Annotated in this window: 24 protein-coding genes; 14 read left to right on the top strand and 10 right to left on the bottom strand. The window is 61.0% G+C overall.

Annotation, left to right across the window (positions count from 1 at the left end; translation table 11 throughout):
• The first annotated feature begins 41 nt into the window (after positions 1-41).
• The 3 genes from Q355_RS0111870 to Q355_RS0111865 all read left to right on the top strand — a co-directional run bounded on the left by Q355_RS0111870 (position 42) and on the right by Q355_RS0111865 (position 1412).
• A complete protein-coding gene (locus Q355_RS0111870; RefSeq protein WP_027878002.1) occupies positions 42-332 on the top strand; it encodes a hypothetical protein in 291 nt (96 codons plus the stop codon).
• 254 nt (positions 333-586) lie between these two features.
• Positions 587-772 carry a hypothetical protein gene (locus tag Q355_RS16760; RefSeq protein ID WP_156941920.1) on the top strand — a complete coding sequence of 62 codons (186 nt, stop codon included), beginning with the start codon at positions 587-589 and terminating at the stop codon, positions 770-772.
• A 301-nt stretch (positions 773-1073) separates the two neighbouring features.
• Positions 1074-1412 (top strand): inorganic diphosphatase, encoded by a 339-nt coding sequence (locus Q355_RS0111865; RefSeq protein ID WP_245597566.1) that lies wholly within the window; start codon positions 1074-1076, stop codon positions 1410-1412.
• Between the two features lie 46 nt (positions 1413-1458).
• Here the strand turns inward: Q355_RS0111865 and thrS are convergent, their stop codons facing one another.
• The gene (gene thrS / locus Q355_RS0111860) at positions 1459-3417 is read right to left on the bottom strand and encodes a threonine--tRNA ligase (protein WP_027878000.1); all 1959 of its coding nucleotides are present in this window, start codon (positions 3415-3417) and stop codon (positions 1459-1461) included.
• Between the two features lie 216 nt (positions 3418-3633).
• Positions 3634-4860 carry an MFS transporter gene (locus tag Q355_RS0111855; protein WP_027877999.1) on the bottom strand — a complete coding sequence of 409 codons (1227 nt, stop codon included), beginning with the start codon at positions 4858-4860 and terminating at the stop codon, positions 3634-3636.
• On the opposite strand from Q355_RS0111855, the gene Q355_RS0111845 reads away from it, so the two are divergent.
• Positions 4835-5830, top strand: coding sequence for a tetratricopeptide repeat protein (locus tag Q355_RS0111845; RefSeq protein ID WP_051529414.1), 996 nt, complete (start codon positions 4835-4837; stop codon positions 5828-5830). The genes Q355_RS0111855 and Q355_RS0111845 overlap by 26 nt on opposite strands.
• A gap of 8 nt (positions 5831-5838) precedes the next feature.
• On the opposite strand, the gene sixA is transcribed toward Q355_RS0111845, so the two are convergent.
• Together sixA and Q355_RS0111835 are read right to left on the bottom strand one after the other, a co-directional pair.
• Positions 5839-6312, bottom strand: a complete 474-nt coding sequence (sixA, locus tag Q355_RS0111840) for a phosphohistidine phosphatase SixA (protein ID WP_027877997.1) — start codon at positions 6310-6312, stop codon at positions 5839-5841.
• 2 nt (positions 6313-6314) lie between these two features.
• Complete coding sequence (locus tag Q355_RS0111835) at positions 6315-7823, bottom strand: Ppx/GppA phosphatase family protein (protein ID WP_027877996.1); 1509 nt, start codon at positions 7821-7823, stop codon at positions 6315-6317.
• A 243-nt stretch (positions 7824-8066) separates the two neighbouring features.
• Here Q355_RS0111835 and Q355_RS0111830 point away from each other — a divergent pair, with 243 nt between their 5' ends.
• Positions 8067-9953, top strand: a complete 1887-nt coding sequence (locus Q355_RS0111830; protein ID WP_051529413.1) for a polyphosphate kinase — start codon at positions 8067-8069, stop codon at positions 9951-9953.
• Between the two features lie 35 nt (positions 9954-9988).
• Here the strand turns inward: Q355_RS0111830 and Q355_RS0111825 are convergent, their stop codons facing one another.
• On the bottom strand, positions 9989-10708 hold the full coding sequence (locus tag Q355_RS0111825) for a glycosyltransferase family 2 protein (protein ID WP_027877994.1): 720 nt from the start codon (positions 10706-10708) through the stop codon (positions 9989-9991).
• A gap of 120 nt (positions 10709-10828) precedes the next feature.
• Here Q355_RS0111825 and surE point away from each other — a divergent pair, with 120 nt between their 5' ends.
• Positions 10829-11563 carry a 5'/3'-nucleotidase SurE gene (gene surE, locus Q355_RS0111820; RefSeq protein ID WP_027877993.1) on the top strand — a complete coding sequence of 245 codons (735 nt, stop codon included), beginning with the start codon at positions 10829-10831 and terminating at the stop codon, positions 11561-11563.
• A 220-nt stretch (positions 11564-11783) separates the two neighbouring features.
• Here surE and ychF read toward each other — a convergent pair whose 3' ends face one another.
• The 3 genes from ychF to Q355_RS0111805 form a co-directional block, all read right to left on the bottom strand.
• Entirely contained in the window at positions 11784-12902 is a 1119-nt protein-coding gene (gene ychF / locus Q355_RS0111815; protein ID WP_027877992.1) for a redox-regulated ATPase YchF, read from the bottom strand.
• Positions 12903-12978: 76 nt separating this feature from the next.
• Entirely contained in the window at positions 12979-13497 is a 519-nt protein-coding gene (locus Q355_RS0111810) for a DJ-1/PfpI family protein (RefSeq protein ID WP_027877991.1), read from the bottom strand.
• Between the two features lie 203 nt (positions 13498-13700).
• Complete coding sequence (locus tag Q355_RS0111805; RefSeq protein ID WP_027877990.1) at positions 13701-15188, bottom strand: S10 family peptidase; 1488 nt, start codon at positions 15186-15188, stop codon at positions 13701-13703.
• Positions 15189-15340: 152 nt separating this feature from the next.
• Between Q355_RS0111805 and Q355_RS0111800 the strand changes: the two genes are divergently transcribed.
• Positions 15341-16060, top strand: a complete 720-nt coding sequence (locus Q355_RS0111800; RefSeq protein WP_051529411.1) for a hypothetical protein — start codon at positions 15341-15343, stop codon at positions 16058-16060.
• A gap of 278 nt (positions 16061-16338) precedes the next feature.
• Positions 16339-17643 (top strand): S41 family peptidase, encoded by a 1305-nt coding sequence (locus Q355_RS15830; protein WP_051529410.1) that lies wholly within the window; start codon positions 16339-16341, stop codon positions 17641-17643.
• Between the two features lie 195 nt (positions 17644-17838).
• On the opposite strand, the gene Q355_RS0111790 is transcribed toward Q355_RS15830, so the two are convergent.
• On the bottom strand, positions 17839-18243 hold the full coding sequence (locus tag Q355_RS0111790; RefSeq protein WP_027877988.1) for an acyl-CoA thioesterase: 405 nt from the start codon (positions 18241-18243) through the stop codon (positions 17839-17841).
• A 175-nt stretch (positions 18244-18418) separates the two neighbouring features.
• Here Q355_RS0111790 and Q355_RS0111785 point away from each other — a divergent pair, with 175 nt between their 5' ends.
• The 5 genes from Q355_RS0111785 (at position 18419) to Q355_RS0111760 (ending at position 22524) form a co-directional block, all read left to right on the top strand.
• The gene (locus Q355_RS0111785) at positions 18419-20173 is read left to right on the top strand and encodes a M3 family oligoendopeptidase (protein WP_027877987.1); all 1755 of its coding nucleotides are present in this window, start codon (positions 18419-18421) and stop codon (positions 20171-20173) included.
• Between the two features lie 299 nt (positions 20174-20472).
• Complete coding sequence (locus Q355_RS0111775; RefSeq protein WP_027877985.1) at positions 20473-21222, top strand: hypothetical protein; 750 nt, start codon at positions 20473-20475, stop codon at positions 21220-21222.
• A 55-nt stretch (positions 21223-21277) separates the two neighbouring features.
• The gene (locus Q355_RS0111770) at positions 21278-21718 is read left to right on the top strand and encodes an SHOCT-like domain-containing protein (protein WP_027877984.1); all 441 of its coding nucleotides are present in this window, start codon (positions 21278-21280) and stop codon (positions 21716-21718) included.
• A 32-nt stretch (positions 21719-21750) separates the two neighbouring features.
• A complete protein-coding gene (locus tag Q355_RS0111765; protein WP_036259383.1) occupies positions 21751-22104 on the top strand; it encodes a hypothetical protein in 354 nt (117 codons plus the stop codon).
• Between the two features lie 24 nt (positions 22105-22128).
• Positions 22129-22524: a DUF2089 domain-containing protein gene (locus Q355_RS0111760; protein WP_027877982.1), complete on the top strand. Its 396-nt coding sequence runs from the start codon at positions 22129-22131 to the stop codon at positions 22522-22524.
• Here Q355_RS0111760 and Q355_RS0111755 read toward each other — a convergent pair.
• Positions 22521-23285 carry an enoyl-CoA hydratase/isomerase family protein gene (locus Q355_RS0111755; protein ID WP_051529409.1) on the bottom strand — a complete coding sequence of 255 codons (765 nt, stop codon included), beginning with the start codon at positions 23283-23285 and terminating at the stop codon, positions 22521-22523. The two genes, Q355_RS0111760 and Q355_RS0111755, sit on opposite strands and share 4 nt — an antisense overlap.
• Positions 23286-23394: 109 nt before the next feature.
• Between Q355_RS0111755 and Q355_RS15825 the strand changes: the two genes are divergently transcribed.
• Positions 23395-23634 carry a hypothetical protein gene (locus tag Q355_RS15825; RefSeq protein ID WP_211247175.1) on the top strand — a complete coding sequence of 80 codons (240 nt, stop codon included), beginning with the start codon at positions 23395-23397 and terminating at the stop codon, positions 23632-23634.
• Positions 23635-23699: the final 65 nt, after the last annotated feature.

Below are 23699 nucleotides of genomic sequence, written 5' to 3'. Positions count from 1 at the left end.
ATTCAATTTCAACGCGGTTCGGCATAGTATGTAGGCCGTATATGCTTGAACGGCTAACCGAACTTCTCCTCGAGGACGAGGCCCTAACCGATGGGCTTTCTGACGAAGATGCCAGCGAGCTGTTGGGCTGGCTCATCGGTATTGTGGAAGACCTCGAGGCCGAGCCGGGCGAGGTATCCCAGCAGTATGTGAGTCAGTTGAAACGGCTGGGGCATGAAATTACTCGCATCTCCCGTCGCTATGGCGTTCCGGTAGAAGAGCTGATCGATCTGATTGAGCTGGCCTGGGAAGAACCCGGCGAGGAATCTTCCCCAAAACCCATGCAGGCTTGAGCATCTGTGCGGCAGGTGGGATGCTGCATCGGGTGAGGGCAGCTCGAGGTCCGCTGCTTTGCGGGTTATTCAAGGCTTTGGGGCCCGTTTGAAATCTTCCCGCTCATCGAAAACGCCAGCAGGAGAAGCGCCCACCTGGGATAGGGTTCATAAAGGCAACACTTCGCCCAGGCATAGCCAAACATTAAGGTTTCTTAATGTCTTTTGGTGCAAATGTAACGCGCCTGTAACGACCGATGGTTTAACCTACCAACATGAGTAGGGAACTTATATTGCAGATTGCATTTGACAATACCCGACCTGTTCGGGTTCGGCCCCATCCGATGGGCAGTGGACGCACCTCGCTGCGAAACTGGCTCTTGCCCGCCCCTATTGAGTTTAGTGGCTGTGTTGTCTCGCGCGGCCAGGCGACACGACTGCGCTCGAGACCCCTGGCCTGAAGTCTTGCCCCCCTGGCAACTGCCCCCGCGCCTCCCGGTGGCAGTTGATTTTTTTTTGTTCCAGGGCCGATGCCGTGGCTTGTGGGAAGCCAAAGACCATCGCAAGACCAATAAGAGATGTCTTTGATTTGTTCTTTTCGTGGGGAGGGGCCTGCCTGAAGCTGCGCGGTTGGTTTCGACCTGCCCTAAACAGAAACTTCAGGTGGGGTTTATATAAAATGCTTTGCAGATGCGAGCCAGAATGCTGGTTGAATGGAGCCTGGGGTGTGTTGAAAGGTATAGCTGGAATGGGCAGTGCCTTGTGCCAAGGGAGCCCCCCTGGCGGCCCGAGTGGGGCTTGCCGCCGGTCAACTATGGTCTGATACCGGGTTACTATAACCCTGCCGATCAGGACACCCTCGACGCAATTTGGGCTAGCAATGAGCCAATACCGGCTGGAAGCTGGCTCGAGGGCCAGGTGCTGGGCATGCTCTGGGTGCGCGATGGCGACCACAAGATAATCCTGGGTGAGCCCCAGGGCCTCCAGAAACTTGATCTGGAGGGGCTCTGGCGCTGGTTTGAAGGCCGTCAACCCCGCCTGGCAAAAGCTGAAGAGGCCGAGGCTTTTATGCGCACATTACCCAGTGAGCCCAGGCCTTGAGCTGGCTGGACTCGAGGACATACTGGCCGATTTGCAGGCCCAGTTTTTACTTTCTTGCCTCGACCCGCTCCTTCATTTCCTCGATTAGCGCCGCTAGCTCCAGCGTCCGCTGCTCCTTTACGTGCCGCTCGCGCACATTGACTACGCCGGCTTCGGCTTCCTTGTCGCCCACTACCAGAATGAGGGGGATTTTTTGCAGCTCGGCATCGCGGATTTTGGCATTCATGCGCTCGGGGCGGCTGTCTACTTCTACCCGCAGTTTATTTTTACGCATCTGGGCGGCTATCTGGTTGGCGTAGGCCAGATGCCGGTCTGCGATGGGCACAATGACCGCCTGGATGGGGGAGAGCCACAGCGGGAAGTCGCCCGCGGTGTGCTCCAGATAGAAGGCGAAGAAGCGGTCGAAGCTGCCCATAATGGCCCGGTGGATTACCACTGGGGTTTCTTTTTCGCCTTTTTCGTTGGTGAACTCGAGGCCAAAGCGCTCGGGCACAATAAAGTCGAGCTGGTTGGTGGCGATGGTATCTTCTTTGCCCAAAACACTACGAATCTGTACGTCCAGCTTGGGGCCGTAGAAGGTGGCCTCGCCAATACCCTCCACATACTTGGCCCCGGTTTGTTCCAGCGCGGCCCGGATGGCCGCAATGGAGTCGCGCCAGTTGTCGTTTTCCTCGCCAAACTTCTCGGGGTTGTTCTCAAAGTCTGGCAGCGAGAGGCGGAACCAGTAGTCTGAGATGCCAAAGTCTTTGTACACCTCGTCGAAAAGTTGAATGACCCGAATGAACTCCTCGGTAACCTGGGCCCTCGAGCAGTAGATGTGGGCATCGTTTTGGGTGAAGCCCCGCGCCCGTGTTAGGCCCGAGAGGGTGCCGGAAAGCTCGAAGCGGTAGACCGTGCCAAACTCGGCCAGCCGCAGGGGTAGGTCGCGGTAGCTTTTAGGCCGGGCCTTGTAAATCATGTGGTGGTGCGGGCAGTTCATGGGCTTGAGGTAATACTCTTCACCCTCAATCTCGATGGGGGAGTACATGTCGTCTTTGTAGTAGGGCAGGTGGCCCGAGGTGTAGTAGAGCCTGGCATTGGCGATGTGCGGTGTATACACGTAGTGGTAGCCGTGGGCCTGCTCCTTCTGATACATGTAGTCTTCCATCTGCTTGCGAATAAAAGCACCCCGTGGCAACCAGAGCGGCAGGCCCTTGCCCACTTCTTCGCTGATGGTAAACAGGTCTAGCTCCTGCCCCAGCCTGCGGTGGTCGCGGCGTTTGGCCTCTTCTTGCTGCCAGAGGTAGTGTTCCAGCTCTTCCTTGGTGCGAAAAGCGATGCCGTAGATGCGCTGGAGCATGGGACGGCTCGAGTCGCCCCGCCAGTATGCCCCGGCAATGGCCGTGAGCTTGAAATAGGGAGGAATGCGGCCCGTGCTGGGTACGTGTGGCCCCCGGCACAGGTCGGTGAAGCCAAACTGTTCGTCGCCCTGCTCATAAAAGCTTAGCTCTTCTGTTTCGGGAAGGTCTTGAATTATCTCGGTTTTGTAGGGATCCACACCCGCATAGCGCCTTAGCGCTTCCTCACGCGAAAGCACGAAGCGCTTTAGGGGCAGGTTGGCCGCGATAATCCGGCGCATCTTTTCTTCAATGATGGGCAGGTCTTCCTCGCGGATGGGCTCGGGGGCGTCGATATCATAATAAAAGCCGTTTTCGATTACCGGGCCAATGGCCAGCCTGACCTCTTCGGGTTTGTAGCCGCGTTCGGTGTATAGCTCGCGCACCGCCTGGGCCATTACGTGGGCCAGGGTGTGGCGGAAGAGCTGGGCGTACTCGGGGTCCTTTTCGGTCAGGATTCGTAGCTCGGCTTCTGGGGGTAGAGGCTTGAGCAGGTCGTACAGTTCTCCGTTGACAATTGCACCAACGGCTGCCTTGGCCAGACCGGGGCCAATGGCCTTGGCAGCATCGGCTGCGGTGGCGCCGGGTTGGAGTTCCAGTTTTCGTCCGTCGGGAAGCACTGCGTTCATAATCACCTCAAAAAAAACCCCGGCCCTTCAACTACGAGCCGGGAGAACCTCTACTGCCTTGCGGCTAGAAGTTCTCCCTAGGTCTAGTAGTTGGCCGAGACCTCATCTTGGCTAGAAGTCTACGGCTGAGAGGGGAGGGGCGTCAAATCAGGCGGCTTAGTTGGAGTTTGTGGCCTGTGGGGTGCTGCCCGAGGCCTCCTGGGTAAGGCAGCCTGCCTAGCGCGGCTGCACCCTCTCGAGCAGCTTCAAGCGGCGGCCTGCGTACAGGGCCCAGGCGTAGAAGATGGTGGCTACTGCCATTGGCCCCACATACCCGACGCGGTCGGCCAGCAAGCCCCCCAGCACCGGCGAGAAGGCCAGCAGCCCCACAATGGTGTTGGACAGGCCGATGTATGAGCTGCGGGCATCGGTGGGGGCCAGGTTCACCAGGTAGGTGGAGGTGCCCACCCCGATGGCGGCAAGGTAGGCGCCCTGTAGAGCAAAAACTATCCAGAAAAGGGTTTTTGGCAGCAGCAGGGCCAGGATGGGCGTTGCCGCGCCCAGTGCAGCACCGATCAGGATGAGGCTGCGTGAGCCATAGCGCCTCGAGACCTGCACCCAAAGCAGGTTTGAAAGTACCGAGAAAAGCGTGTAGACCATGAGGTAGGTGCCAATTTCGCCCTTGTGACCCAGCACCCGCACGGCATAGGCCGCATAGAAGGGTTCGACCATGCTGGCGACCACCAGCAGGATACGCACCCGTAGAAAGCGGCGAAAATAGAAGTCGCGGAACGGCAGGCCGAGAGAGATGCGCTCGGTGCGGATTTCTTTGTCGGGCGGTTCGTCAATCTGACCAAAAAGGTGCCAGCCGTAGGCGAAGGCCAGGGTCCCCAGGGTGAAGAGAATGGCGTAGGGATAGGGGAAAGCCAGAGGTAGCTCGAGCACCAGCCGCACCAAAAAACCGGCTCCAAAGGCCAGCACCCCCCCTACCAGGTTACGAGCTGAGAAAAGCCCGCTGCGCCGCTCCATGGGGATGGTTTTGCCGATGGCTTCCCAGAAAGGCAGGCTCGAGAACCCAGTAAAAAACCCGTTGAGGGCCAGACCTACCACAAATACCCACAACAGCAGGTCGGGCCAATTGCCCAGGAAAAACCCGCCCAGGGCCACGATGCCCAGGCTGGCTATGCGCAACAGGGCCATCTGGCGGTACAGCGTGACCTTTACGGGTAGCCGGGCCACGTAAGGGGCGATGAAGACCTGGGGCACCATGGAGCCTGCATTGAGCAGGGCTGGCAATAGACCGATGACCCAGTTGGCCGCCCCCAGCTTGGCCGCGAAGGATGCCAGCACGATGGAACCATTAAAAAAGGCGTCGCCCAATAGCACAAACCAGCCATTGAGCATGGCCAAACGGTAGTTGCGGTCTTTGAGGTCTAGAATGTGGGGTGTGTCGGTCTTGGTCATTCCTACGCTGGGCCCCTTTCATGTGCTGCACCCGCGCTACAACGGGGTGACGGTGCTCGAACTGCTCAAAGCGCACCAGCCCGAGAAGATTTTCCTGGCCTCGTATAGTCCAGAAGAACTGGCGGCGCAGCGCTGGCGCGACCAGAACGAGCTCTCATTGTTCCATGTTTTGCCCTGGGCCGAAAGTGCGGGTATTGCGCTGGAGGCACTGGACCATCAGTCGGAACTCAAGGCCGAAGCGGAACGCTTTCGCGAGGCTTTGAGCCAGTATCCCAAGGGGCAGCAGATTCTGAGCCAGGTACACGGGCTCGAGGAGAACCTCAAATGGGTGGTTGGCAGCCCCCGTACCCCAGAGGATTTCGCCCAGGAGCCGGTGTTGCAGGCACTAAGGGCCTACCACCAGGGTTATGTGCAGGTATTTGGGGAGGGGCCCGCTACGGGCTTCCGGCAGCAACGCATGGCCCAGGTGGCTGCGCAGCTCGGCCATACCTGGGGGCGGGTGGCGGTACTGGTAGACGTGCTCGAGTACCCCCTGCTGCTCAATTACCTACCGCCGGAGCGGCGCAGGTTACCGGGAGCCCACACCCCGACCGAGCTGGAACGCCAGCGCAGCGTGCTGGATCGGGCCTGGCAACTGAGCGAGTCGGACGATTGGGCAGTTTTGTTGCAGCAACTGCAGGAGGTCGAAGGCCCTGAAGCCCTGTACTGCGCGGCCCAGATCTACTTGGCGGCAGGTCAGCTAGAGGATGCCTACCAGCTGATGGAGCAGCTTGTGCACACCGACTTTCAGCATCCTGCCTACTTGCCGGGTTATGCCTTATCCCGCTACGGGCAGCTGGCCGACCTGATGGGTCAGCGCGATAAAGCCCTGCGGGCCTATAAGGCCGTGCTGGGGCTTTCCTGGGTTCCCCAGGAGGCCAGAGAAATTGCCCTGGCGGGGCAGAAAACCCCCTTCCGGCTCGAGCCCTAAGCGGGTGTTCACTGTCCCAGCCGACGCAGAAGCCTGGGGGACCAAAAACCTAGTAGCCTCATGCCGCCGGGTTTGGGGGTGCCCTCGAGGTAGGCCACGCCGCCTTTCTTGAAAGGTAACGCGCCGCCTTCCCGACGAGCGGTCATGAGCCAGGCGCACAAATCGCTGATCCAGGGCTCGTGTCCCACCAGGGCCACAGACGAACCCTGAAGAGTCTTCAGGAGCTCGAGGCTGGGTTCGCCGGCCAGATGGGGTGTTACCTCGGTTTCGCCGTCCAGCAGTGGAACCAGCAGCTCTGCTGTCTGCACCGCCCGCAGCTTGGGGCTGTGGTAGAGGCGATCCAGGCCAACACCCAGGCGCTTGAGCCCCTGCACCACCCCTTTGAATTTCTCGATGCCCTCGGAGGAGAGTGGGCGCGCATCGTCGGACTGGCCCGGCGTGGCCTCGAGCGCAATGGCGTGGCGGATCAGGTAAAGCCGCATGGTCAACCTCGAGGCTCCCATTCTACCAGCAGCTCCAACCCAAAGGCATGCTGAAACAGTCTGGCCTGCTTGCGGGTTTCGGTGAGCTCTACCCAGGGCTCATCCTGGGCCAGCAGGGTCAGGCGCACCTGCTTGCTGCCAATTTCTACACTCAGGCCCTCCACCCGCCCAATCCGGCTGCGCTCGAGGTACTCACTGATGCGTAGGATAGTGGCCAGCCGCAGCAGGCGCTTGTTATCTCCTTCCTGTAGAACCGAGCGGTAGGCTCCAGGCCGAGGCTCGCCCTTGCGGTGGTAGCGCACCAGCAATCCCAGCAAAACCTGCTCGCGGTGGGTCAGGCCGGGCATGGCCCCGCTCATGACCAGGTATTCGCCGTGTTTGTGGTGGTCGTAGTAGCCCACGCTCATGCCGATGTCATGTAGCAGAGCGGCCTCGTCCAATAGCTGCTCCTCGGCCTGGCCGTAGCCGTGCAGGGGGGCCAGCAGCCTAAACAGCAAACGGCAGAAGTGGCGTACCCGGGCGGTGTGGCCGTAGTCCTGGGGGTAGCGGGCAAAGAGGTTACGCACATAGAACCCGCGCACATCGCTTAAGAGATGGGGTGCGGGCAGAAATTCCCGGTAGAAAGCACCCTCCCGCACCCCCTGCCCCGAAATCCAGAGGCCCTCGAGTCCCCCTTCGCGCAGCACCGTGCGGTAGACCAGTCCGCCGGCCACAATCACATCAGCCCGGTCAGCCTGAAGGCCCTCGAGCTGTCGGCGTTGCTCGGTGGTGCGCTGGGCCAATAGCGCTACCACTTCCTCCAGCGCCTCGCGCGATAAAAAGTAGCCATGTACCAGGTCGAGGGGGTAGTCCCGGCGCCGCTGGGCCAGCTTGGCCAGGTTGCGTACCGTGCCGCCCATCGCTACCAGCGGCAGGGGGTTTTGGCGCACCTGGGCCAGCACCTCCTTCATCTCACGGCGCACGAAACGCTCGAGGTCTTCCACCTCGCCCTTTTTGGGGGGATTCGACTTGAGAAACAGCTCGGTCAGGCGCACCGCCCCCAGCGGATAGGCCCGACCCTCGCGGTACGTTCGGCCCTCCATGCGCGAGAGCTGGGCGCTGCCCCCGCCCAGATCCATTACCCAGGCGTCTGGGAAGTTAAACGAGTTGGCTACGGCCAGCACCCCATAGCGGGCCTCGTCCTGGCCGGAGAGCACCTGTACCTGAAGCCCCAGCTTGCGCACCTCTTGCATAAATTCCGGGCCGTTTTCGGCGTCGCGGCTGGCGCTGGTGGCAATTATCCGCAGCTCGTCCAGCTCGGTGGCCTGGGCAAAATCGGCATAGAGTTTGAGGGCCGACAAAGCCCGCTGCATCCCGCTTTTACTTAGGCGCCCCTGGGTGGCCAGCCCCTCGCCCAGCCGCACGGTTTCGCGTATCTCGTCCACCAACCGGAAGTGCTTGCCCGGCGCATAGGCATACACCACCAGCCGCGCAGTTCCCGAACCCAGATCCACAATGCCCAGACGTTGCACCGCCCCATCGTAGGGCTTTAGGGGTGTTGGCTCAAGTTTTGCTGCATGCTTTGGGTGTGCTCGGGGTGAATCAGTTGGGGCTGTGGGGGATGGCCCAATCCGATGCCGGGCGATGAACGTGCTTTTGGCCTCGCCTTTTCATTTCTGCCCTCTGAACGATAAACTCAGGCCAAGGTGAAAAAAACCAAGACCAAGAAAAAAGCTTTACCGTCCCCTGACAAAGCCCGCCAAAACTTGGGGACGATGCCCAAAAAAGTCAAAACGCCGCCCTATGTTGCTACCCACATTACGCAAGAGGCCAGTTGGCTTTCCTTCAACCGCAGGGTTTTGGAGCAGACCCGGCGGCCCGATTTCCCCCTCCTGGAGCGGCTGCGTTTTCTGGCAATATGGGCTTCGAACCTCGATGAGTTTTTTTCTGCGCGTATCTCGCGGGCCTTTGCCGAGGAACGGGGCAACCCCAGTTACCAGGAGCTGATGAAGGAAGCCCTGGATCAGGCCGAGGAAGCCAGCCGGTTCTACCTGGAGTTTCTCAAGGCGCTGGAAGGGTTGGGCATCCATATCCTGGAGCCCTCCCAGCTCACCAAGGCCGAGAAGCAGTACTTTGGGGCCTACCTGGCCGAGGAAGTGGCCCCCCTTACCGACCTGATCCGGCCCGAAGCTATACCCGAACTGGCCAGCCAGGCCCTTTATTTTGCCTCTGGTGAAGGGGCACTCCAGCACTTGATTCGATTTCCCGAGAGCCTACCTAGGCTGCTGGAGGTTCCGGGGCGGGAAGGGGGCTTTGTGCGTCTGGGGGCGCTGGTGCGGATGCGCAGCGACCTGTTTTTGCCCGGCAGCCAGAAACTGCCGCTCTTTGAGTTTCGCCTGATTCGCCTGGCCCAACTGGCCCGTTCCCGCGCCGACTGGGACGAGCTGCCCGAGGCCCTCGAGGCCCGCCTGGACGGCAAGGTGAGCCACCTCGAGGTCGAAGAAGACTTCCCCCCCCTGTGGGCCGAGACCCTCCGGGTGGCCCTGGAGCTAGAACCCTGGGAGGTTTTCCGGATATCGCCGCCGCTCGACCTGAGCTTTGTAACCACCATCGTTGATCGGGGGCCCGAGAGCGAGAAGTTTAAGCCCATCACCATCGAGAAGCCCAAGGGTTTTGCCAAAGATCCCTTCAACTACCTGAACCGCCGGGATCTGCTGCTCTACCACCCCTTCGAAGACTATGGCGCGGTGGAGGCCTTTGCACAGATTGCCGCCCAGGACCCCAAGGTGGAGGCCCTGCGGGCTACCCTCTACCGCATTGGCGAGGAGAACGGCATCGCCCAGTCGCTCATCCAGGCCGCCAGGGCCGGCAAGGACGTGGCGGTGCTGCTGGAGGGCCGGGCCCGCTTCGATGAACTGGCCAACCTCGAGTGGAACCTGCGCTTTGCCGGGGCCGGGGTGCGGGTGCTGCCGCTGCCGAGCAAGAAGGTTCACGCCAAGGCCCTCTACGTGCGTCGGGCTGGCAGTGAGTACGTTCACCTGGGTACCGGTAACTACAACCCCATTAACGGGCGGCTCTACACCGACCTTTCCCTTTTCTCGACTCACCCAGCCCTTACTGCCGATGTGCGTACCTTTTTTGAGGCTTTGGAACAGCAGCAGACGCCGGTGCTGGCTACCTTGCGGACGGGCCCTGCCATCCGCGACCTGCTGCTGGAAAGCATCCAGGCCGAGGCCCACAAGAAGGGCGAGATTATCCTGAAGTTCAACCACATCACCGACCCCCCCCTCCTGCAAGCCCTGGAGGAGGCCCTGAACCGAGGAGCCCGCGTACATCTGATTGTCCGCAGCACCCTGACCACCCTCTGGGAAGGGGTGGAGGTTAAGAGCCTGGTGGGGCGCTTTCTGGAGCATGCCCGCGCGGTGGCCTTCAAGGCCGGGGGCAAATGGCGGGTCTGGGCTGGTAGCGCCGACCTGATGCCGCGCAACCTCGACCGCCGCTACGAGCTGTTTTTCCCCATTCTGGCCCCGCGGCTCAAGCGCAAGGTGCTGGAGATTTTACGGGCTCAGATCGCCGATGACCGCAATAGCTTCATCCTTACCCCCAGCGGGCAGCAGCGGCGCTGGGGGGGTAAGCGGGATGGTCAGAAGCTGGGCAAGTAGAGGGGTTTTAAAGAGAACGAACCCGGGTACCCGGCTCAGGCCGCACCTGCAATGATGCGGTGATCTTTGAGTTTTAGCTGGCCCAGCCCGTGCTTGCTCGAGAGCCTGTCGAGGTTTTTCTGGCGTTCCTCCAGCCGGGCTGCATAGGACATATTGCCCCCGTGCATGGAAACTGCCACGCCCCGGCCCGGCAACTGAATGAGGGGATAGCCGGCCCCGGTGACCCGCAGGTACCAGTCCCAGTCCCAGTAGTCGGCCATCTCGGGGTCGAAGGGGCCTAGCGCATCGTGCAGAAAGCGGGGGTAGGCGGTGCCTGAGGCCAGCAGGTGGTTGTCGCGCTGGAGCGACTGGGGGCTGGCGCTGAAGTCGAAGGGGATGCGCTCTAGCTCGAGCCCATCGCGTTCCAGCACCAGGTAGCCCCCCCGGTAAACCAGTCCTGCTTGGGCCTTGAGCGCCCGCACCACCCGGTGCAGGTGGGTGGGGTCGAGCCACCAATCATCGTCATCCAACAGCGCAATAATCTGTCCGGAGGCCTGGGCCAGCCCGGTGTTGCGGGCCTCTACCTGGCCCCTGCCTGCGTTGCGCACGGCCAGGATGCGGGGGTCGCGCAGGCCGTGGGCGGCCAGGATGCCTGAGCCATCGCCATCGTCCACCACCACGGCCTCCCAGTCGGAGTAGAGCTGGAGTTGTAATGAGCGCAGCGCCCGCAGCAGCAGTTGGGGGCGGTTGTAGGTTGGGATAAGCACGCTAACCATGCTTCGTCTGAGATTAAATCGCCTTTGTCAGAAGGTGTTGGTACGCTTCCTGACATTTGCTTGACCAGGCTGACCCCGGTCTGACGAATGGTCAGCAAGCTCAGTCTGGAGAGGTAACCGATGCGGATACTGGTAACCAACGACGACGGCATCTACAGCCCCGGTTTGCTGGCCCTGGCCGAGGTGGCCGCTGCTTTTGGCGAGGTGCGGGTGGTGGCCCCGGACGTGGAGCAGTCGGCCATGGGGCACGCCATCACCATCGCCCGACCCCTGCACTACCGTGCTACGCCAATGGGGGGCCTCGAGGCCTACCGCGTCAACGGCACCCCCGCCGACTGCGTGGCCCTGGGCACCCACCACTGGGACAGGGTAGACCTGGCGCTTTCGGGCATCAACCTGGGCTCCAACCTGGGCAACGAGATCTGGCACTCCGGCACGGTGGCGGCGGCCAAGCAAGCGGCTTTGCTGGGTATCCCGGCCATAGCTTTTAGTACGCCCGTCAATGGCCGCGAGCCCGATTTTGCCACCCTCAAGCCCTGGGTGGGGCGGGTGCTCGAGGCCCTCTTGCGCGAACCCAAGCCTTTTCTGATCAACGTCAACCTGCCATCCAAGCCCAAGGGGCTGCTCTGGGCCCGCCAGTCGGTGCGGCGCTACGAGGGGCGGGTTATACCTGGCACCGACCCCATGGGCCGGGAGCACTTCTGGTTTGCCGCCCATCCCGACCACGAGCCCGAGGAAGGCACCGACCGCTGGGCGGTGGATCACAACTTTATCGCCCTGACCCCCCTGCGCCTCGACCTGACCGACGAGGCCCGCTTGGGCCAGGCCTTTCAGCTTGCGGCCTTGGCGGAGTAATACCGGATTCAAAAAGATAATCTTCAAACAAAAAGCGCTAAGAGGCTATCTTTTTGAATCCTAGAGCACTCCCTTCGGTCGGGTTAGTTCGTCACCGTTCGGTGACGAACTAACCGAATCTGGTATAAAACCCCACCTGAAGCTCTTTATTTAGAGCAGGTCAAAACCAACTGGATGCAAGGGCGGCTTCAGGCGGGGGCCCCAGCAAAGAGAAGACAGCTCACACATTGAACAGCACCAGGATCACGTCGCCGTCCTGCACCACATAATCCTTGCCTTCGGTGCGTACCCAGCCTTTTTCTTTGGCGCTGGCCCAGCCGCCAGCCTCGACCAGCTTGTGCCACTCGATGACCTCGGCCCGGATGAAGCCGCGCTCGAGGTCGGAGTGAATCTCGCCGGCGGCCTGGGGGGCTTTGGTGCCTTTGCGAATGGTCCAGGCCCGCACTTCTTTCTCGCCCGCGGTGAAGAAGGTTTGCAGGCCCAGGGTGTGGTAGGCGGTGCGTACCAGCCGATCCAGCCCCGATTCCTCCAGGCCCAGGGTTCGCAGGTACTCCTGGGCTTCTTCCTCGGAGAGTTCGGCCAGCTCGGCCTCGATTTTGGCCGATACCACCACCACCTCGGCCCCTTCGTTGGCGGCTATCTCACGCACATGCTGCACATGGGGGTTCTGGCTACCGTCGGGTAGGTCTTCCTCGGCCACGTTGCAGACGTAAATCACCGGCTTATAGGTAAGCAGGCCCAGCTCGCGGGCGGCTTTGCTCAGAAGTTCCGGATCGGCTCCGGCAAAGGTGCGGATGGGCTGGCCCTGGGAGAGGTGCTCTATGAGGGGCTCGAGCACCTCCAGAAGGGCTTTGTCGTCCTTGTCGGTTTTGGCGCTTTTGCGTAGCTTGTCCAGGCGCTTCTCGATGGTCTGGAGGTCGGCCAGGGCCAGCTCGGTGTTGATGGTCTCGAGGTCGTCCAGGGGGTCTACTTTGCCTGCCACGTGCACCACGTTGGGGTCTTCGAAGCAGCGCACCACGTGGGCAATGGCCGCCACCTCGCGGATATTGGCCAAAAACTGGTTGCCCAGGCCCTCGCCCTTGTGCGCTCCCTTGACCAGCCCGGCAATGTCTACAAACTCCACGTGGGTGGGCACCATGGGGGGAACCCGCTCGCCCTTCACGAAGAGCTTTTGCAGGGCGGCCAGGCGTGGGTCGGGCAGGGTGACCACCCCCACGTTTTTGTCAATGGTGGCAAAGGGGTAGTTGGCCGCAAGGGCGCCCGCTTTGGTGATGGCGTTAAATAGCGTGGATTTGCCCACGTTGGGCAGACCGACGATTCCGACTCCGAGTGATGCCATGTGGTTCCTCTGGGCAGGCTACTGTACCTGCACACAAGCCCACATTCTAACCGCGCAAAGGCAAAAGCCCCAAGCCCTATGGAAGGCCCAGGTGGGCCCTGGCTTCCTCGGAGGAACCAGCCCAGTCCAGCACGGCCCCGGCCAGAGCCAGGTAGCCCTGGGTGGTGCAGACCTTGCCCTGCCAGTGGTAGGGTGCCTGGCTGCGCTCTAGAGCAGCTCCGGCCAGGGCCTCCTGGGCGATGGGGTGGGCCGCCACCTGACCCGAGACATAGCCCGCCTCCCACAAAAAAAGCGCTGCATTGGCCCCCGCAAATACCGCCCGCAGGCCGCCCCATACCTCGCCCAGCCAGTCCTGGTGCTCGCTGTCGCGCCCCAGTTTGCGCATGTTGGGGCCCCCAGGAACTACCAGCACGTCCAGCTCGGGCCGGGCGGCGAAGGTGTACTTGGGTGTCCAGACTGCGCCCGCGCTGCCCTCGAGCGCGGTGCGGCCCCTGGCTACGGTAAACCGTTCCCAGCCCAGCAGTCGGGCCACCTCCATGACCAAAGCCGCTTCGGCCTCGAGGAAACCGGGTGTAAGCAAAACCCCCATTCGCATGGCCCCATGCTACCAACTGAACTCAGGGCCAAGCTGCCGCCAGTTCCGATGTGTTGCGCCGGTGTGCGGCAGGTATTATACCGGATTCAAAAAGAAAATCTTCAAACGAAAAACATCAAGAGGCTATCTTTTTGAATCCTAGAGCACTCCCTTCGGTCGGGTTAGTTCGTCACCGGTCGGTGACGAACTAACCGAATCTGGTATTACTTGCGGGCCGCTTTCTTTCGCGTGGATGTGGCTGTTAGTCCCCGGACAAAGGCTTTCAAATCGGCGGCTTGCTGGGCCAGCGAGGGCTGATGCACGTACATCATGTGGCCGGCGGGGTAGTAGTGCACATGGATGTTCTTTTGCAGGTGGGGCTCCAGGCCCAGGTGGTTCAGGGTGTAGTCGGTGGCGAAATAGGGGGTGGCTAGGTCGTAGTAGCCGCTGCCTACATACACCCGCAGGAAGGGGTTCATGCAGATGGCCTTGCGTAGGGTTTCGGCCACATTCAGGTACTGGTTCTCGAACTCCTTGTAGCTCCAGTTTTCGTAGAGGCTGGACAGAATCTCGTAGGGCAGGTCGCTCTGGAAGCCCAGGTCTTGCCGTACGTACTGGTTGAGGGTGGCGGTGTAGGGGCCCTGGATGGCGGCGTAGCTGGGGTCGTACTCGAAGGTAGCCCCGGCGGCATCGCGGTCGGTTCCGGTAAAGCGGCTGTCGAGCCGGCCCACAGTTTTGCGTTCGGAACGCAGCAGTTCCTTGGTAAAGCGCATGATCTCGAGGCGCAGGTTGGAGGCCTGCACGTAGGCTTCCGACAGGCCGGTGTAGCGTGCGAGTTTTTGAGCAATGCGCTGCTGCTCAGCCGGAGATAGCTTGCTGCCCTGCATCAGGGCCAGGGTGTACTCGCCTTCGGCAAAATCCTCGACCTCCTTCAGAAGGGCCTTTAGCGGCTTTTTTTGCAGGTCTTGGGGGAGCTTTTGGTGGTACCAGGCGGTGGCGCTAAAGGTGGGCAGGAACAGGATGTGCGGCAGGTCGTGGCCGGGGTTGAAGCGGGCGGTGCTGAAGTCCAGGATGCTGCTCACCAGCATCAGGCCGTTCAGGTACATGCCGTGCCGCTCCTGCAGGTAGCCCGACAGGCCCGCGGCCCGGGTGGTGCCGTAGCTCTCGCCAATCAGGTACTTGGGGCTGCTCCAGCGCCCGTAGCGGTGGGTATAGAGGCGGATAAACTCGCCCACGCTCTCGAGGTCGCGCTTGAAGCCGTGGTACTCCCTGGCTTTTTCTCCCTCGAGCATGCGGCTGTAGCCGGTGCCGACCGGGTCAATAAACACCAGGTCGCTCTCCTCGAGCAGGGTGTGCTCGTTGTCCACCAGCCGATAGGGCGGCGGTGTAAGCGCACCGGCGTCGCCCATCGCTACCCGTTTGGGGCCCAGAAGCCCTAAGTGCAGCCAGACCGACGACGAGCCCGGCCCCCCGTTGAAGGAGAAGGTAATGGGGCGCTGGCTCTGGTCTGCTACCCCGTCTTTGGTATAGGCCACGAAAAAAACGGTGGCTTTGGGCCTGTGCCCCTCGGCAGTTCCATCTTTTTCCGACTCTTCGCGAAGCACCATGGTTCCACAGGTCACGCTGTAGCGCAGTTCCTTGCCCGCGATGCGTATGTGGTGCGCTGTGGTGGAGAGCTGGTCTTGTGGGGTGGGTTTGGCTTCTTCCGGCATGGCAATACTATATTCCGACTGGTGTCGGCTTTTCTGGCTTTGCCGGGTGGCTTTATGGCTATCCAGAGAAGTCCGGGCGGGAGGGAGGTGGCCCGGCAGGGTCAGGGGTGGGGCTTACCTGACACAAAGAATCCTGCGATACCCTGTACAAGATGAGCTCGAGCCGGAAGTACTTTGTGGGTTTTGTGCTGATGATGAGCGCCCTGGCGATGGCGCAGGTGGCCCCGGATGCGGCGCAGTTGCTGGAGAAATTGCGCCTGGCCCACGGTGGAGAGGCCCTGGCCAGCCTGCGCACCTACCAGGAAACCGCTACTCTGACTACCTTTTCTGGGCCACAGGTGGAAAACCAGCTGACGGTGGTTTCGTATGTAGACTTTCCCTCCAAAAGGCTTCGCCTAGAGTACCGCGATGGCCCCAGGCTGATTCAGGTGCTCCAGGTGTCGCCAGCGGGGGGGCAAAGCTGGAGTGCGATCTCGGGTAGCAAGGCCCTCGAGCCAGCCCTGACCAAGGAGCTGCGCGACGGACTGTATCAGACCTGGTACGGCATCCGGCTGGGGGGAAGCGGGCGCGAGATGGCGCGGATTTTGGGCCGGCGCACCTTTGGAGACGTGAGCGGACTGGCGGTGGAGGTAGGCACCCAGGGCAGCAAGACCATCTACCTGGTGGGTGCTCAGAATCAGCTCATCGCCGAACGCTACCAGAACAGCCAGGGCCAGCTTACCGTGCTTTATTCTGACCTGCGGCTGGTTGCGGGCATCCGCATCCCTTTTCGGGCCCGTATTTATGCCGACGGAGTGCTCTTTGCCGAGGTTAAGGTGCAGCAAGCCAGGGTCAACCCGCCCCTGGAGCCAAAGACCTTTCGCATGCCTTGAGGGCTACATTCAAGGCGAGATGTTTTTTTGGGGCCGCCATGCTTCGCTCGAGCGAAATGAGCAAGGTGGCAGTGCCGTAACCTGGGGGCCCTTGCGAATACCCAGTACAACCGCTTTTGCTCTACTGGATAAATTGCGCCTGGCGTGCAGGGTAGTTGTGGGAACTTGGATGCTAGAGGGTTGTTTTGCGATCGTCCCGCTCAGAATCCAGTGGCCTGCTCCGCAGCCTTGTGATGTAGACAACCCAATTTTTCCTATTTGGGCGCTAAAAATAATCTATGGGGAATTGGCGGCTTTGGGGGGCTGCGCTGATGTTGTGGGCCGGGTTTGGTCTGGCCAGCCCGGCGCAGGATTTGCTCAACGAAGTAAGTCGCTTGCTGAACGACTATTATGGGGGTTTTTCCCAGGTCAGGCCAGAGGAACTTAAGCAGAAGTACCAGGCTGAGCTCGAGAAGGTCTGCGCCCAGGAGGTAAGCTGCCCCAGCAACAAAGCCTACGCGCTAATTCAAGCGCTGGTGGCCGAGTATGGCGACCGGCATACCCGCTACTTTACCCCCGAAGACTACGCCGAGATTCAAAGGCGGTTGGCCGGAAGCAGCAGCGCCCGTCCCCAACTGGGGGTGCAGCTCCAGGTGGTGCCGGGGTTGGAAGGGTTGCTGGTGGTGGAGGTGCTGGCCGAAACCCCAGCCGAAGAAGCCGGGTTGCGCCGGGGCGACCGCATCCTGGCCATCAACGGCCAGGCCCTACCCCAGGCCGAGGGTGAACGAATGGACTTTTTGCGCGAGCGCGTGGCAGCGGGAGCACCTTTGAGCCTTGCCATCCAGCGGGCCCAGCAGCGCCTGGTGCTCGAGGTGCACCCCCGGATCATCTCCCTGCGGCAGTTGCCTACCCTGAGCCTCCGCCCCGACGGAGTGGCGGTGTTGCGCATACCTTCCTTTAGTGGGTATCAGCAGGTGGGGCCGCGAATCCACGAGCTGGTACGGCAGGCCCAGCTTGCGGGGGCCAAAGCGATGGTCATTGACCTGCGCAACAACGGAGGCGGGGTCTTGAGCGAGTGTCTGGTGGGGGCCGGTGCGTTTGTAAAGGAAACCTACCGGCGCTTGCAGGACAACCTGCGCTTTAGCGAGCAGGGCTTCAAAGAGGGCTATTACTATCTCCGGTTTGGAGGGCGCGACCGCCCACAGTACGAGGTGCAGGCCGTTTACTGGACGGGCCCGCTGGCGCTGCTGGTGAACGAGCGCACCGCTTCGTGCGCCGAGTACTTCACCTTCGACCTGCAAGAGGGCCGACAAGCCCTGGTCATCGGCCAGCCTACCGCTGGGGTGGGCAATACCGCCACCATTTTCTTGCGCCTGAGCGACGGCTCGGGTTTACAGGTGACGACCTCGAGGGCCCAGCGCAAAGACGGCAGCTTTTACCCTGACCGCGTCACCCCCAGCCTGAACCTCTCCGACGACTGGTACGCTCTGGCCGAGGGGCGCGACCTGATGCTGGAAAAAGCCATCGAGCTGGTGATGGGCGTAAATGCTGGTTTAGACGCAAGGCTATACGGCCCACCCCCTGCGCCGTTTTATGCCCAATAGCCTTTTATGCCAGGACGGCCTTGTTCGAGAAGAACTCGTGAAATCCTTCAAATACGCTCACTTTGGTTTTTGGCAAAAATAGATGGCTTTACCCGCTATCGCTCAGGCTCTCTACATCAAGGGAACAATCCAGCAAGATTTCATAGAGGGCAGAACCCACCAACTCGATAATCCGCGTAGTCGTGGGAACCGCCCTCACAAGCCTTCCACCGCTTCGATTTCCAGAGCCCGAATGGCCTCGCGCAGCCTATCGGGGATGCGGGCGGGTTTGCCCTCCTCCAGCCAGACCACCACCACCTTGATGCGGGCCGCCAGTTCGCCGCTGGCCCAGGTCTCGCTATAGGTGCGGAAGCTCGAGTTGCCCACCTTTTCAACCCGGATGGCAATTTCTACCGTGTCATCAAACAGGATGGGCCGGACGTAATCTACCTCGGCCCTGGCCATCACAAAGTTTCCGCCATCAATGGCGGCCCCGGCCCGGCGCAGGTAGTGGCCCCGGGCCACTTCGTCGTAGGTGAGGTAAACCGCGTTGTTAACGTGTTTTAGGGTGTCAAGGTCGCTAAAACGCACCTGGATGGGAACGCGTACCGGAAACTGCATACCCAGGATTTTATCGCGCTTCTTTGAACCCCCACAGGTCTTCGGCCCCGGCCAGCAGGTGACAACCCCAGCGAAACCATTTTTTTAGCGCTGCTTCAAGCCGCAAAAGTGAGCCCAGAAGGTTATTTTCAAAAACCGCTATCCTGGCTTCAGGCCAGTCCCTATACTTGAATCTATGAGTCAAGCCACCTCCGAACTTCCGACCTGGGATTTAGACTCTATTTTCCCGGGCTTTGCATCCGAAAAGTTTCGCTCTACCTGGAGCCAGGCTGCCAGCCAACTGCAGGATTTGCAGGATTTTATCCGAACCCACTGTGGGTCGGAAGGGGCTGCCGACCGGGGAACCTTCGAGGCTCTAATTGCCAGACTCAACGCTTTTGGCGAGACTTTTTGGCCGCTGTATGCCTACGTCTTGATGCGGGTAGATGCCGATAGCTCCGACGCCCTGGCCCAGGCCAAGCTTTCGGAGCTCGAGCTGCTCTACCTCGAGTACCAGAAGCTACGCCCCCGCCTTCAGCGCTGGTTGGCCCGCCTGGATGCCGAGGCGGTGCAGGCAGGCGACTACCGAATTCTAATCGAGGAAGCCAAGGTGCTTTCCCAGCACATGATGTCGGAAGCAGAAGAAGTGCTGGCCTCCGAACTTTCGCTTTCAGGTGGACGGGCCTGGGTCAAGCTCCACGGCAACCTCACCAGCCAGATTGGAGCGGTGCTGAATGGGGAAGAGCTGCCCATTTCGGCGGTGCGTAACCTGGCCATGCACCCCGACGAGGCGGTACGTAAGGCCGCTTATGAGGCCGAGCTTGCGGCCTGGAAAGCAAACGAAATTGCCCTTTCGGCAGCCCTGAACGGCTACAAAGGTGAGGTTTCGACCCTCAACCGCAAGCGCGGCTGGGAAGACGACCTGGCTCCAGCTTTGTTTGAAAACCGCATCAGCCGAAGAACCCTGGATGCACTGCAGCAGGTGATGGTGCAGAGCTTTCCCCACTGGCGACGCTACTTTGCCAGCAAAGCCCGTGCGCTGGGGAAAGAGCGCCTCGACTGGTGGGATTTGTTCGCTCCAGTGGGACTGCCCGGCCAGAGCCCCAAAAAGTGGAGCTGGGAAGAAGGGCGGCGCTTTATCGTCGAGCACCTATCGGGCTTCTCGCCTGCTGCAGCCGACCTGGCCGAGCGGGCCTATGCCGAGCGCTGGATGGATGCGCCACCCCGTAAGGGCAAGGTGGGCGGGGCCTACTGCACCCCGGTAGGGCAGGGGCGCTCGCGCATCCTGCTCAACCACGAGGACAGCTTCGAATCGCTCTCGACCCTGGCCCACGAGCTGGGCCACGCCTACCACAACTACTGTTTGCGGGAGGTGCCCTATCTGTTGCGTCAGGAGCCCATGACCCTGGCCGAGACTGCTTCGATCATGAACGAAACGGTGGTGGGTGAGGCGGCTTTGCGGGTGCTGCCGCCGGCTGACCAGCTGGGCGTGCTCGAGGGTGGCCTGCAAAGTGCTGCCCAGGTGATTGTCGACATTCACTCGCGCTTCCTGTTCGAGCAGGCGGTGTTTGCCCGGCGGCGGGAGCGCGAGCTTTCGGCGGACGAGTTTTGCCAGCTGATGCTGGAAGCCCAGCAAGCCACCTATGGCGAGGCCCTGGCCTCCTATCATCCCTACATGTGGGCCGTGAAAGGCCACTACTACGGCGCGAACTTTTACAACTTTCCCTATGCTTTCGGGCTTTTGTTTGGCCTGGCGCTGTACCGGCGCTACCAGGAAGAGGGCCAGGGTTTTGTGGCCCGCTACGACGCGCTGCTGGCCTCGGTGGGCAAATACCCTGCCGAGCAACTGGCCGCCCGCTTTGGCTTCGATCTGGAGTCGGAGGAATTCTGGCAGGGCGGTATGGAGGTCTTGCTCGAGCGAATAGCGCGATTCCAGGCGCTGTTGGGGTAGGTGTAGAAAACTACTCTTTAGGATATGTAAAACAAATATTGACAAAATGTAAAACCTTGGTTTATATTTATGACCAAGGAGGGCAGTTATGTTTGGGCACTTCAATTCAGCGGAGCTTGCCGTGCTAGTGGCCGACAAAATGAACGCCTATCGTCAGGAGGCCGAGTTGGAGCGGCAGTTGCCCAGGCATGCCCTTCGACATCGTATTGCCTGGCAACTCAGGGCCTGGGCTGAGGCCCTCGAGCCGTCCCAGGCAAAAAGCCGCCAACTGCAAAAAAGCTTAACTAGTGGAGGTTCTCATGACTGAACAAGAACGCATCCAGGCCCTGCTAAAGGCGGGCAAAATTACCCAGCAGGAAGCTGACCTGCTGCTTTCTGCCCTCGACGAGGGCGAGGCGGCAGTAGAAGAGGCCAGAAAGACTATGGGCGAGCAGTATGCCACTCCTGCGGCTGCGGACGGGCCGCCAGAGGGGCTGCGTTGGGTGCGGGTCAGGCTTATGGCAGGCCAGCTCGAGGCCAGGCTCGACCCAGACCTAGAGCAGCCAGTGATCGAAGGGCCAGCAGAAGTGCGCCCGCTGGGGGACGACCTCGAGGTTGTGCCAAACTGGTCCGCTGGGGGCTTTTTGCATGGTTTGCTGGGCCAGACGGGTTCAGTGGAACTGCGGCTGCCCCCTGGCTGGGGTCTGGAGGTGGATGGCAAGGCGGGCCAGATCGAGGCCGAGGGGATTGCCTTCCTACGGGGCCGGGTGGCGGTAGGCAACGTCGAACTAAGGGCGGTAGAGGGGATCGACCTCGAGGTAACGGCGGGCAACATCGAAGGCTCACTCCTGTTGCGCGACGGCGCACACCGCCTGCGGGTCTCGATGGGCAATGCCGAACTGGACTTGCTGCCCGGTAGCAGCGTTCGGCTGAACCCCAGCGTGAGCACGGGCAGCCAGGAAATCCAGGGCTTTGACTACGGCTCCAGTGGAGTTAGGCAGCTTGGAGACGGCCGGGCCAGCCTCGAGGTTGCGCTCCGTATGGGCAACCTAGAAATGAGCGCTGGGTAAGCCTGACCTGCACATACACATAGGTGCAGTAGAGGTAGTTCTACTAGGAGTGTTTATGGAAGATAAGAAGCGCATTATGAATATGGTCAAGGAAGGCAAGATAACGGCTGAGGAGGCCATTCGCTTGCTGGAAGCAATGGAATCGGGAACGCCCCAGGCGGCCCCTGGCCCGGGCCTGGCCTATGCGGTGGCCAGCACCCCCTCTTCCCCCAAAGGCATCGCTAGGATGCTCCGCATCGTGGTGGATGGCGAAGAGGTTAAGCTCAAGGTCAACCTGCCGGCTGCCCTGGCCAAGTTTGCCGCTAACTTCATTCCCCCCGAGACCAAGCAGCAGCTAAGCGCCCAGGGCATCGATCTTGCTGGCATTCTGGATATGCTCAAGGGCGAACTGCCCGAAGGTCGCCTGGTGGATATAGAGGTCAACGAGGTGGTTGGCGAGAAAAACGGGGTGACTAAAGTCTCCGGCCCCATGAAGGTCTTGATTGAGGTGGTCTGAGGGGGGCTTCCCCCAGTTTGGAGCGGCATACCATGACCGCATTCTCTAAGATAGCCATTTTGCCAGGTCGGCGCGGCTTGCACCTGCTTCGCCCAAGGTTTGTGTACCTGTGGGTGCGGGTGCAGGCGATACCCATACCCATCGTTTTATTTGCGCCGCTGGTTTTGCTCGAGTTTTTCTTGATGCTGGGCACCTGGCTGATCAGCAAGTCGGCAACTCGAGACCCCCAGATGGATTTTGTCTTGCATGCCCTCCAGGCGTTGCGGGGCCAGACCTGGGAACTGCGCAAAATGCCGCCCTTTGTCTTGGTGGAGGTGGAAGTGAGGCCCAAAGCCTTTGATGTCAAAGCCCTCCAGCAGGTCTATGTCAAGATAGGCCTGTGGTGAGGTGAGGCCCGATTTGGAGCCTGTATGAGAGTTTTTCCCATGCCTACCCAATGCCCGGTGCAAGGCTGCAACGGGCGCCTAAACGTGACCGGGCTGGTTTGTTCGGATTGTCGTACCGAGATCCGGGGCGAGTTTCAGCCCAACGAGTTTGCCCTATTGCCCCCCGAACACCTGGAGTTTTTGCGCCTGTACATCAAGGTGCGGGGCAACCTAAAGGAGGTGGAGCGGATTCTGGGGTTGTCCTATCCCACCATCCGGGCTCGCTTCGAAGCTTTGCTTAGGGTGCTGGGCTACGAGTACCAGGAGATGCCCGAGGGACCCAGCCCCCAGGAAAAAGAGGCCATCCTGGCCGCTTTGGAACAAGGCCAGATTAGCGCCGCAGAGGCTGCCGAGCAACTGAAGGCCCTTAGAAAACGCTAAAACCGGGGTGGGCGCTTTTCGAAGAAGGCGGCGATGCCCTCGGCCAGGTCGCCGGTCTCGCGCACCCAGGCGTTGGCAATGGAGGCCAGCCGGAAGCCGTCCTCGAGGCCCATTCCCGGTAAGGCATTCAACAGCTCTTTGGTCAGTGCGAGCGAGGTGGGGGCGTTGGCGGCGACCTCCTGGGCCAGGGCCAGGGCTTCCTCCAGCACCTGTTCGGCTGGCACCACCCGGTTCACCAGCCCCATGCGGTAGGCCTCCAGAGCCGAGACCAGCTTGCCTGTAAGCAGCAGTTCTCTGGCGTGTTTTTCGCCCACGGCCCGCACCAGAATTACCCCGACCAAAGCGGCCACAAAGCCAATCTTCACCTCGGTATAGCCAATCTGGGCCTGCTCGCTCATGACGACCAGGTCGCAGGCGGTGGCCAGCCCAGCCCCGCCGGCCACTGCGGGGCCGTTGATGGCGGCAATAGTGGGTTTGGAGAAGGTGTATACCCGGTGAAACAGGCGCATCAGCTCGCGCGAGTGGGCATAGTTGGCTTCGGCGCCGGCAGTGGTAACCTGCTTGAGAAATTCCAGGTCGGCCCCGGCGCTAAAGGCAGGGCCTGCCCCAGTTAGTACCACCGCCCGGATGGCCGGGTCTTGCTCGGCGGCATCGAGGGCAGCCAGCAGGTCTTTGGTTAGGGCAGGGGAGAGCGGGTTTCGCCGCTGGGGGTCGTTTAGGGTCAGGAGCCTTATACCTGGTAGGTCGGTTGTGGTTAGCATGGTGTCTTTATGCTACTGTTGAAGTGGGCATTTCGCCGAGCTTTTCCGAAGCTCATTCGGCCCGCATGGCACGGGTGCATCTCTAAAAATCCGTATGCCAGAATAAGGCATGAAAGAGTGGAAAACGAAAGCACGCCAAGCCTTTGAGCGGTACATGGAAGACCTGGAACTAAGCCTGGAAGCGGGGAGTGGACTGGCGGAGATCGAACGGGCCATGCTGCGACATAACCCGGAACTCCTCAGGACGCTGATGCAAGGCCTGGTGGAAGAGACCCAGGCGCCTTCCCCCCCTGGAGCTACCGAAGGGGTGGAGGAGGGTGGGACAACGCACCAGCCAGGTACGCGGTAGCTGGGGGTTTATCCAGGTCAGGGTACAGCGGCTGCGGGACGAGGCGGGACGGGAACACAGCTACC

The sequence above is a fragment of the Meiothermus cerbereus DSM 11376 genome (assembly GCF_000620065.1).
GTDB classification, from domain to species: Bacteria; Deinococcota; Deinococci; order Deinococcales; family Thermaceae; genus Meiothermus; species Meiothermus cerbereus.
This window is presented reverse-complemented; position numbering and strand designations above follow the sequence as displayed.

Excerpts from the sequence above, each read along its gene's own strand:
- Q355_RS0111810 (WP_027877991.1), bottom strand. The coding sequence starts at position 13,497 with ATGCGAATGGGGGTTTTGCTTACACCCGGTTTCCTCGAGGCCGAAGCG.
- Q355_RS0111805 (WP_027877990.1), bottom strand. The coding sequence starts at position 15,188 with ATGCCGGAAGAAGCCAAACCCACCCCACAAGACCAGCTCTCCACCACA.
- Q355_RS0111765 (WP_036259383.1), top strand. The coding sequence starts at position 21,751 with ATGACCGCATTCTCTAAGATAGCCATTTTGCCAGGTCGGCGCGGCTTG.
- Q355_RS15825 (WP_211247175.1), top strand. The coding sequence starts at position 23,395 with ATGAAAGAGTGGAAAACGAAAGCACGCCAAGCCTTTGAGCGGTACATG.
- thrS (WP_027878000.1), bottom strand. The coding sequence starts at position 3,417 with ATGAACGCAGTGCTTCCCGACGGACGAAAACTGGAACTCCAACCCGGC.
- Q355_RS0111870 (WP_027878002.1), top strand. The coding sequence starts at position 42 with ATGCTTGAACGGCTAACCGAACTTCTCCTCGAGGACGAGGCCCTAACC.
- Q355_RS0111825 (WP_027877994.1), bottom strand. The coding sequence starts at position 10,708 with ATGGTTAGCGTGCTTATCCCAACCTACAACCGCCCCCAACTGCTGCTG.
- ychF (WP_027877992.1), bottom strand. The coding sequence starts at position 12,902 with ATGGCATCACTCGGAGTCGGAATCGTCGGTCTGCCCAACGTGGGCAAA.
- Q355_RS0111790 (WP_027877988.1), bottom strand. The coding sequence starts at position 18,243 with ATGCAGTTTCCGGTACGCGTTCCCATCCAGGTGCGTTTTAGCGACCTT.
- Q355_RS16760 (WP_156941920.1), top strand. The coding sequence starts at position 587 with ATGAGTAGGGAACTTATATTGCAGATTGCATTTGACAATACCCGACCT.
- Q355_RS0111785 (WP_027877987.1), top strand. The coding sequence starts at position 18,419 with ATGAGTCAAGCCACCTCCGAACTTCCGACCTGGGATTTAGACTCTATT.
- Q355_RS0111755 (WP_051529409.1), bottom strand. The coding sequence starts at position 23,285 with ATGCTAACCACAACCGACCTACCAGGTATAAGGCTCCTGACCCTAAAC.
- surE (WP_027877993.1), top strand. The coding sequence starts at position 10,829 with ATGCGGATACTGGTAACCAACGACGACGGCATCTACAGCCCCGGTTTG.
- Q355_RS15830 (WP_051529410.1), top strand. The coding sequence starts at position 16,339 with ATGGGGAATTGGCGGCTTTGGGGGGCTGCGCTGATGTTGTGGGCCGGG.
- Q355_RS0111855 (WP_027877999.1), bottom strand. The coding sequence starts at position 4,860 with ATGACCAAGACCGACACACCCCACATTCTAGACCTCAAAGACCGCAAC.
- sixA (WP_027877997.1), bottom strand. The coding sequence starts at position 6,312 with ATGCGGCTTTACCTGATCCGCCACGCCATTGCGCTCGAGGCCACGCCG.
- Q355_RS0111760 (WP_027877982.1), top strand. The coding sequence starts at position 22,129 with ATGAGAGTTTTTCCCATGCCTACCCAATGCCCGGTGCAAGGCTGCAAC.
- Q355_RS0111800 (WP_051529411.1), top strand. The coding sequence starts at position 15,341 with ATGAGCTCGAGCCGGAAGTACTTTGTGGGTTTTGTGCTGATGATGAGC.
- Q355_RS0111770 (WP_027877984.1), top strand. The coding sequence starts at position 21,278 with ATGGAAGATAAGAAGCGCATTATGAATATGGTCAAGGAAGGCAAGATA.
- Q355_RS0111830 (WP_051529413.1), top strand. The coding sequence starts at position 8,067 with ATGCCCAAAAAAGTCAAAACGCCGCCCTATGTTGCTACCCACATTACG.
- Q355_RS0111775 (WP_027877985.1), top strand. The coding sequence starts at position 20,473 with ATGACTGAACAAGAACGCATCCAGGCCCTGCTAAAGGCGGGCAAAATT.
- Q355_RS0111845 (WP_051529414.1), top strand. The coding sequence starts at position 4,835 with ATGTGGGGTGTGTCGGTCTTGGTCATTCCTACGCTGGGCCCCTTTCAT.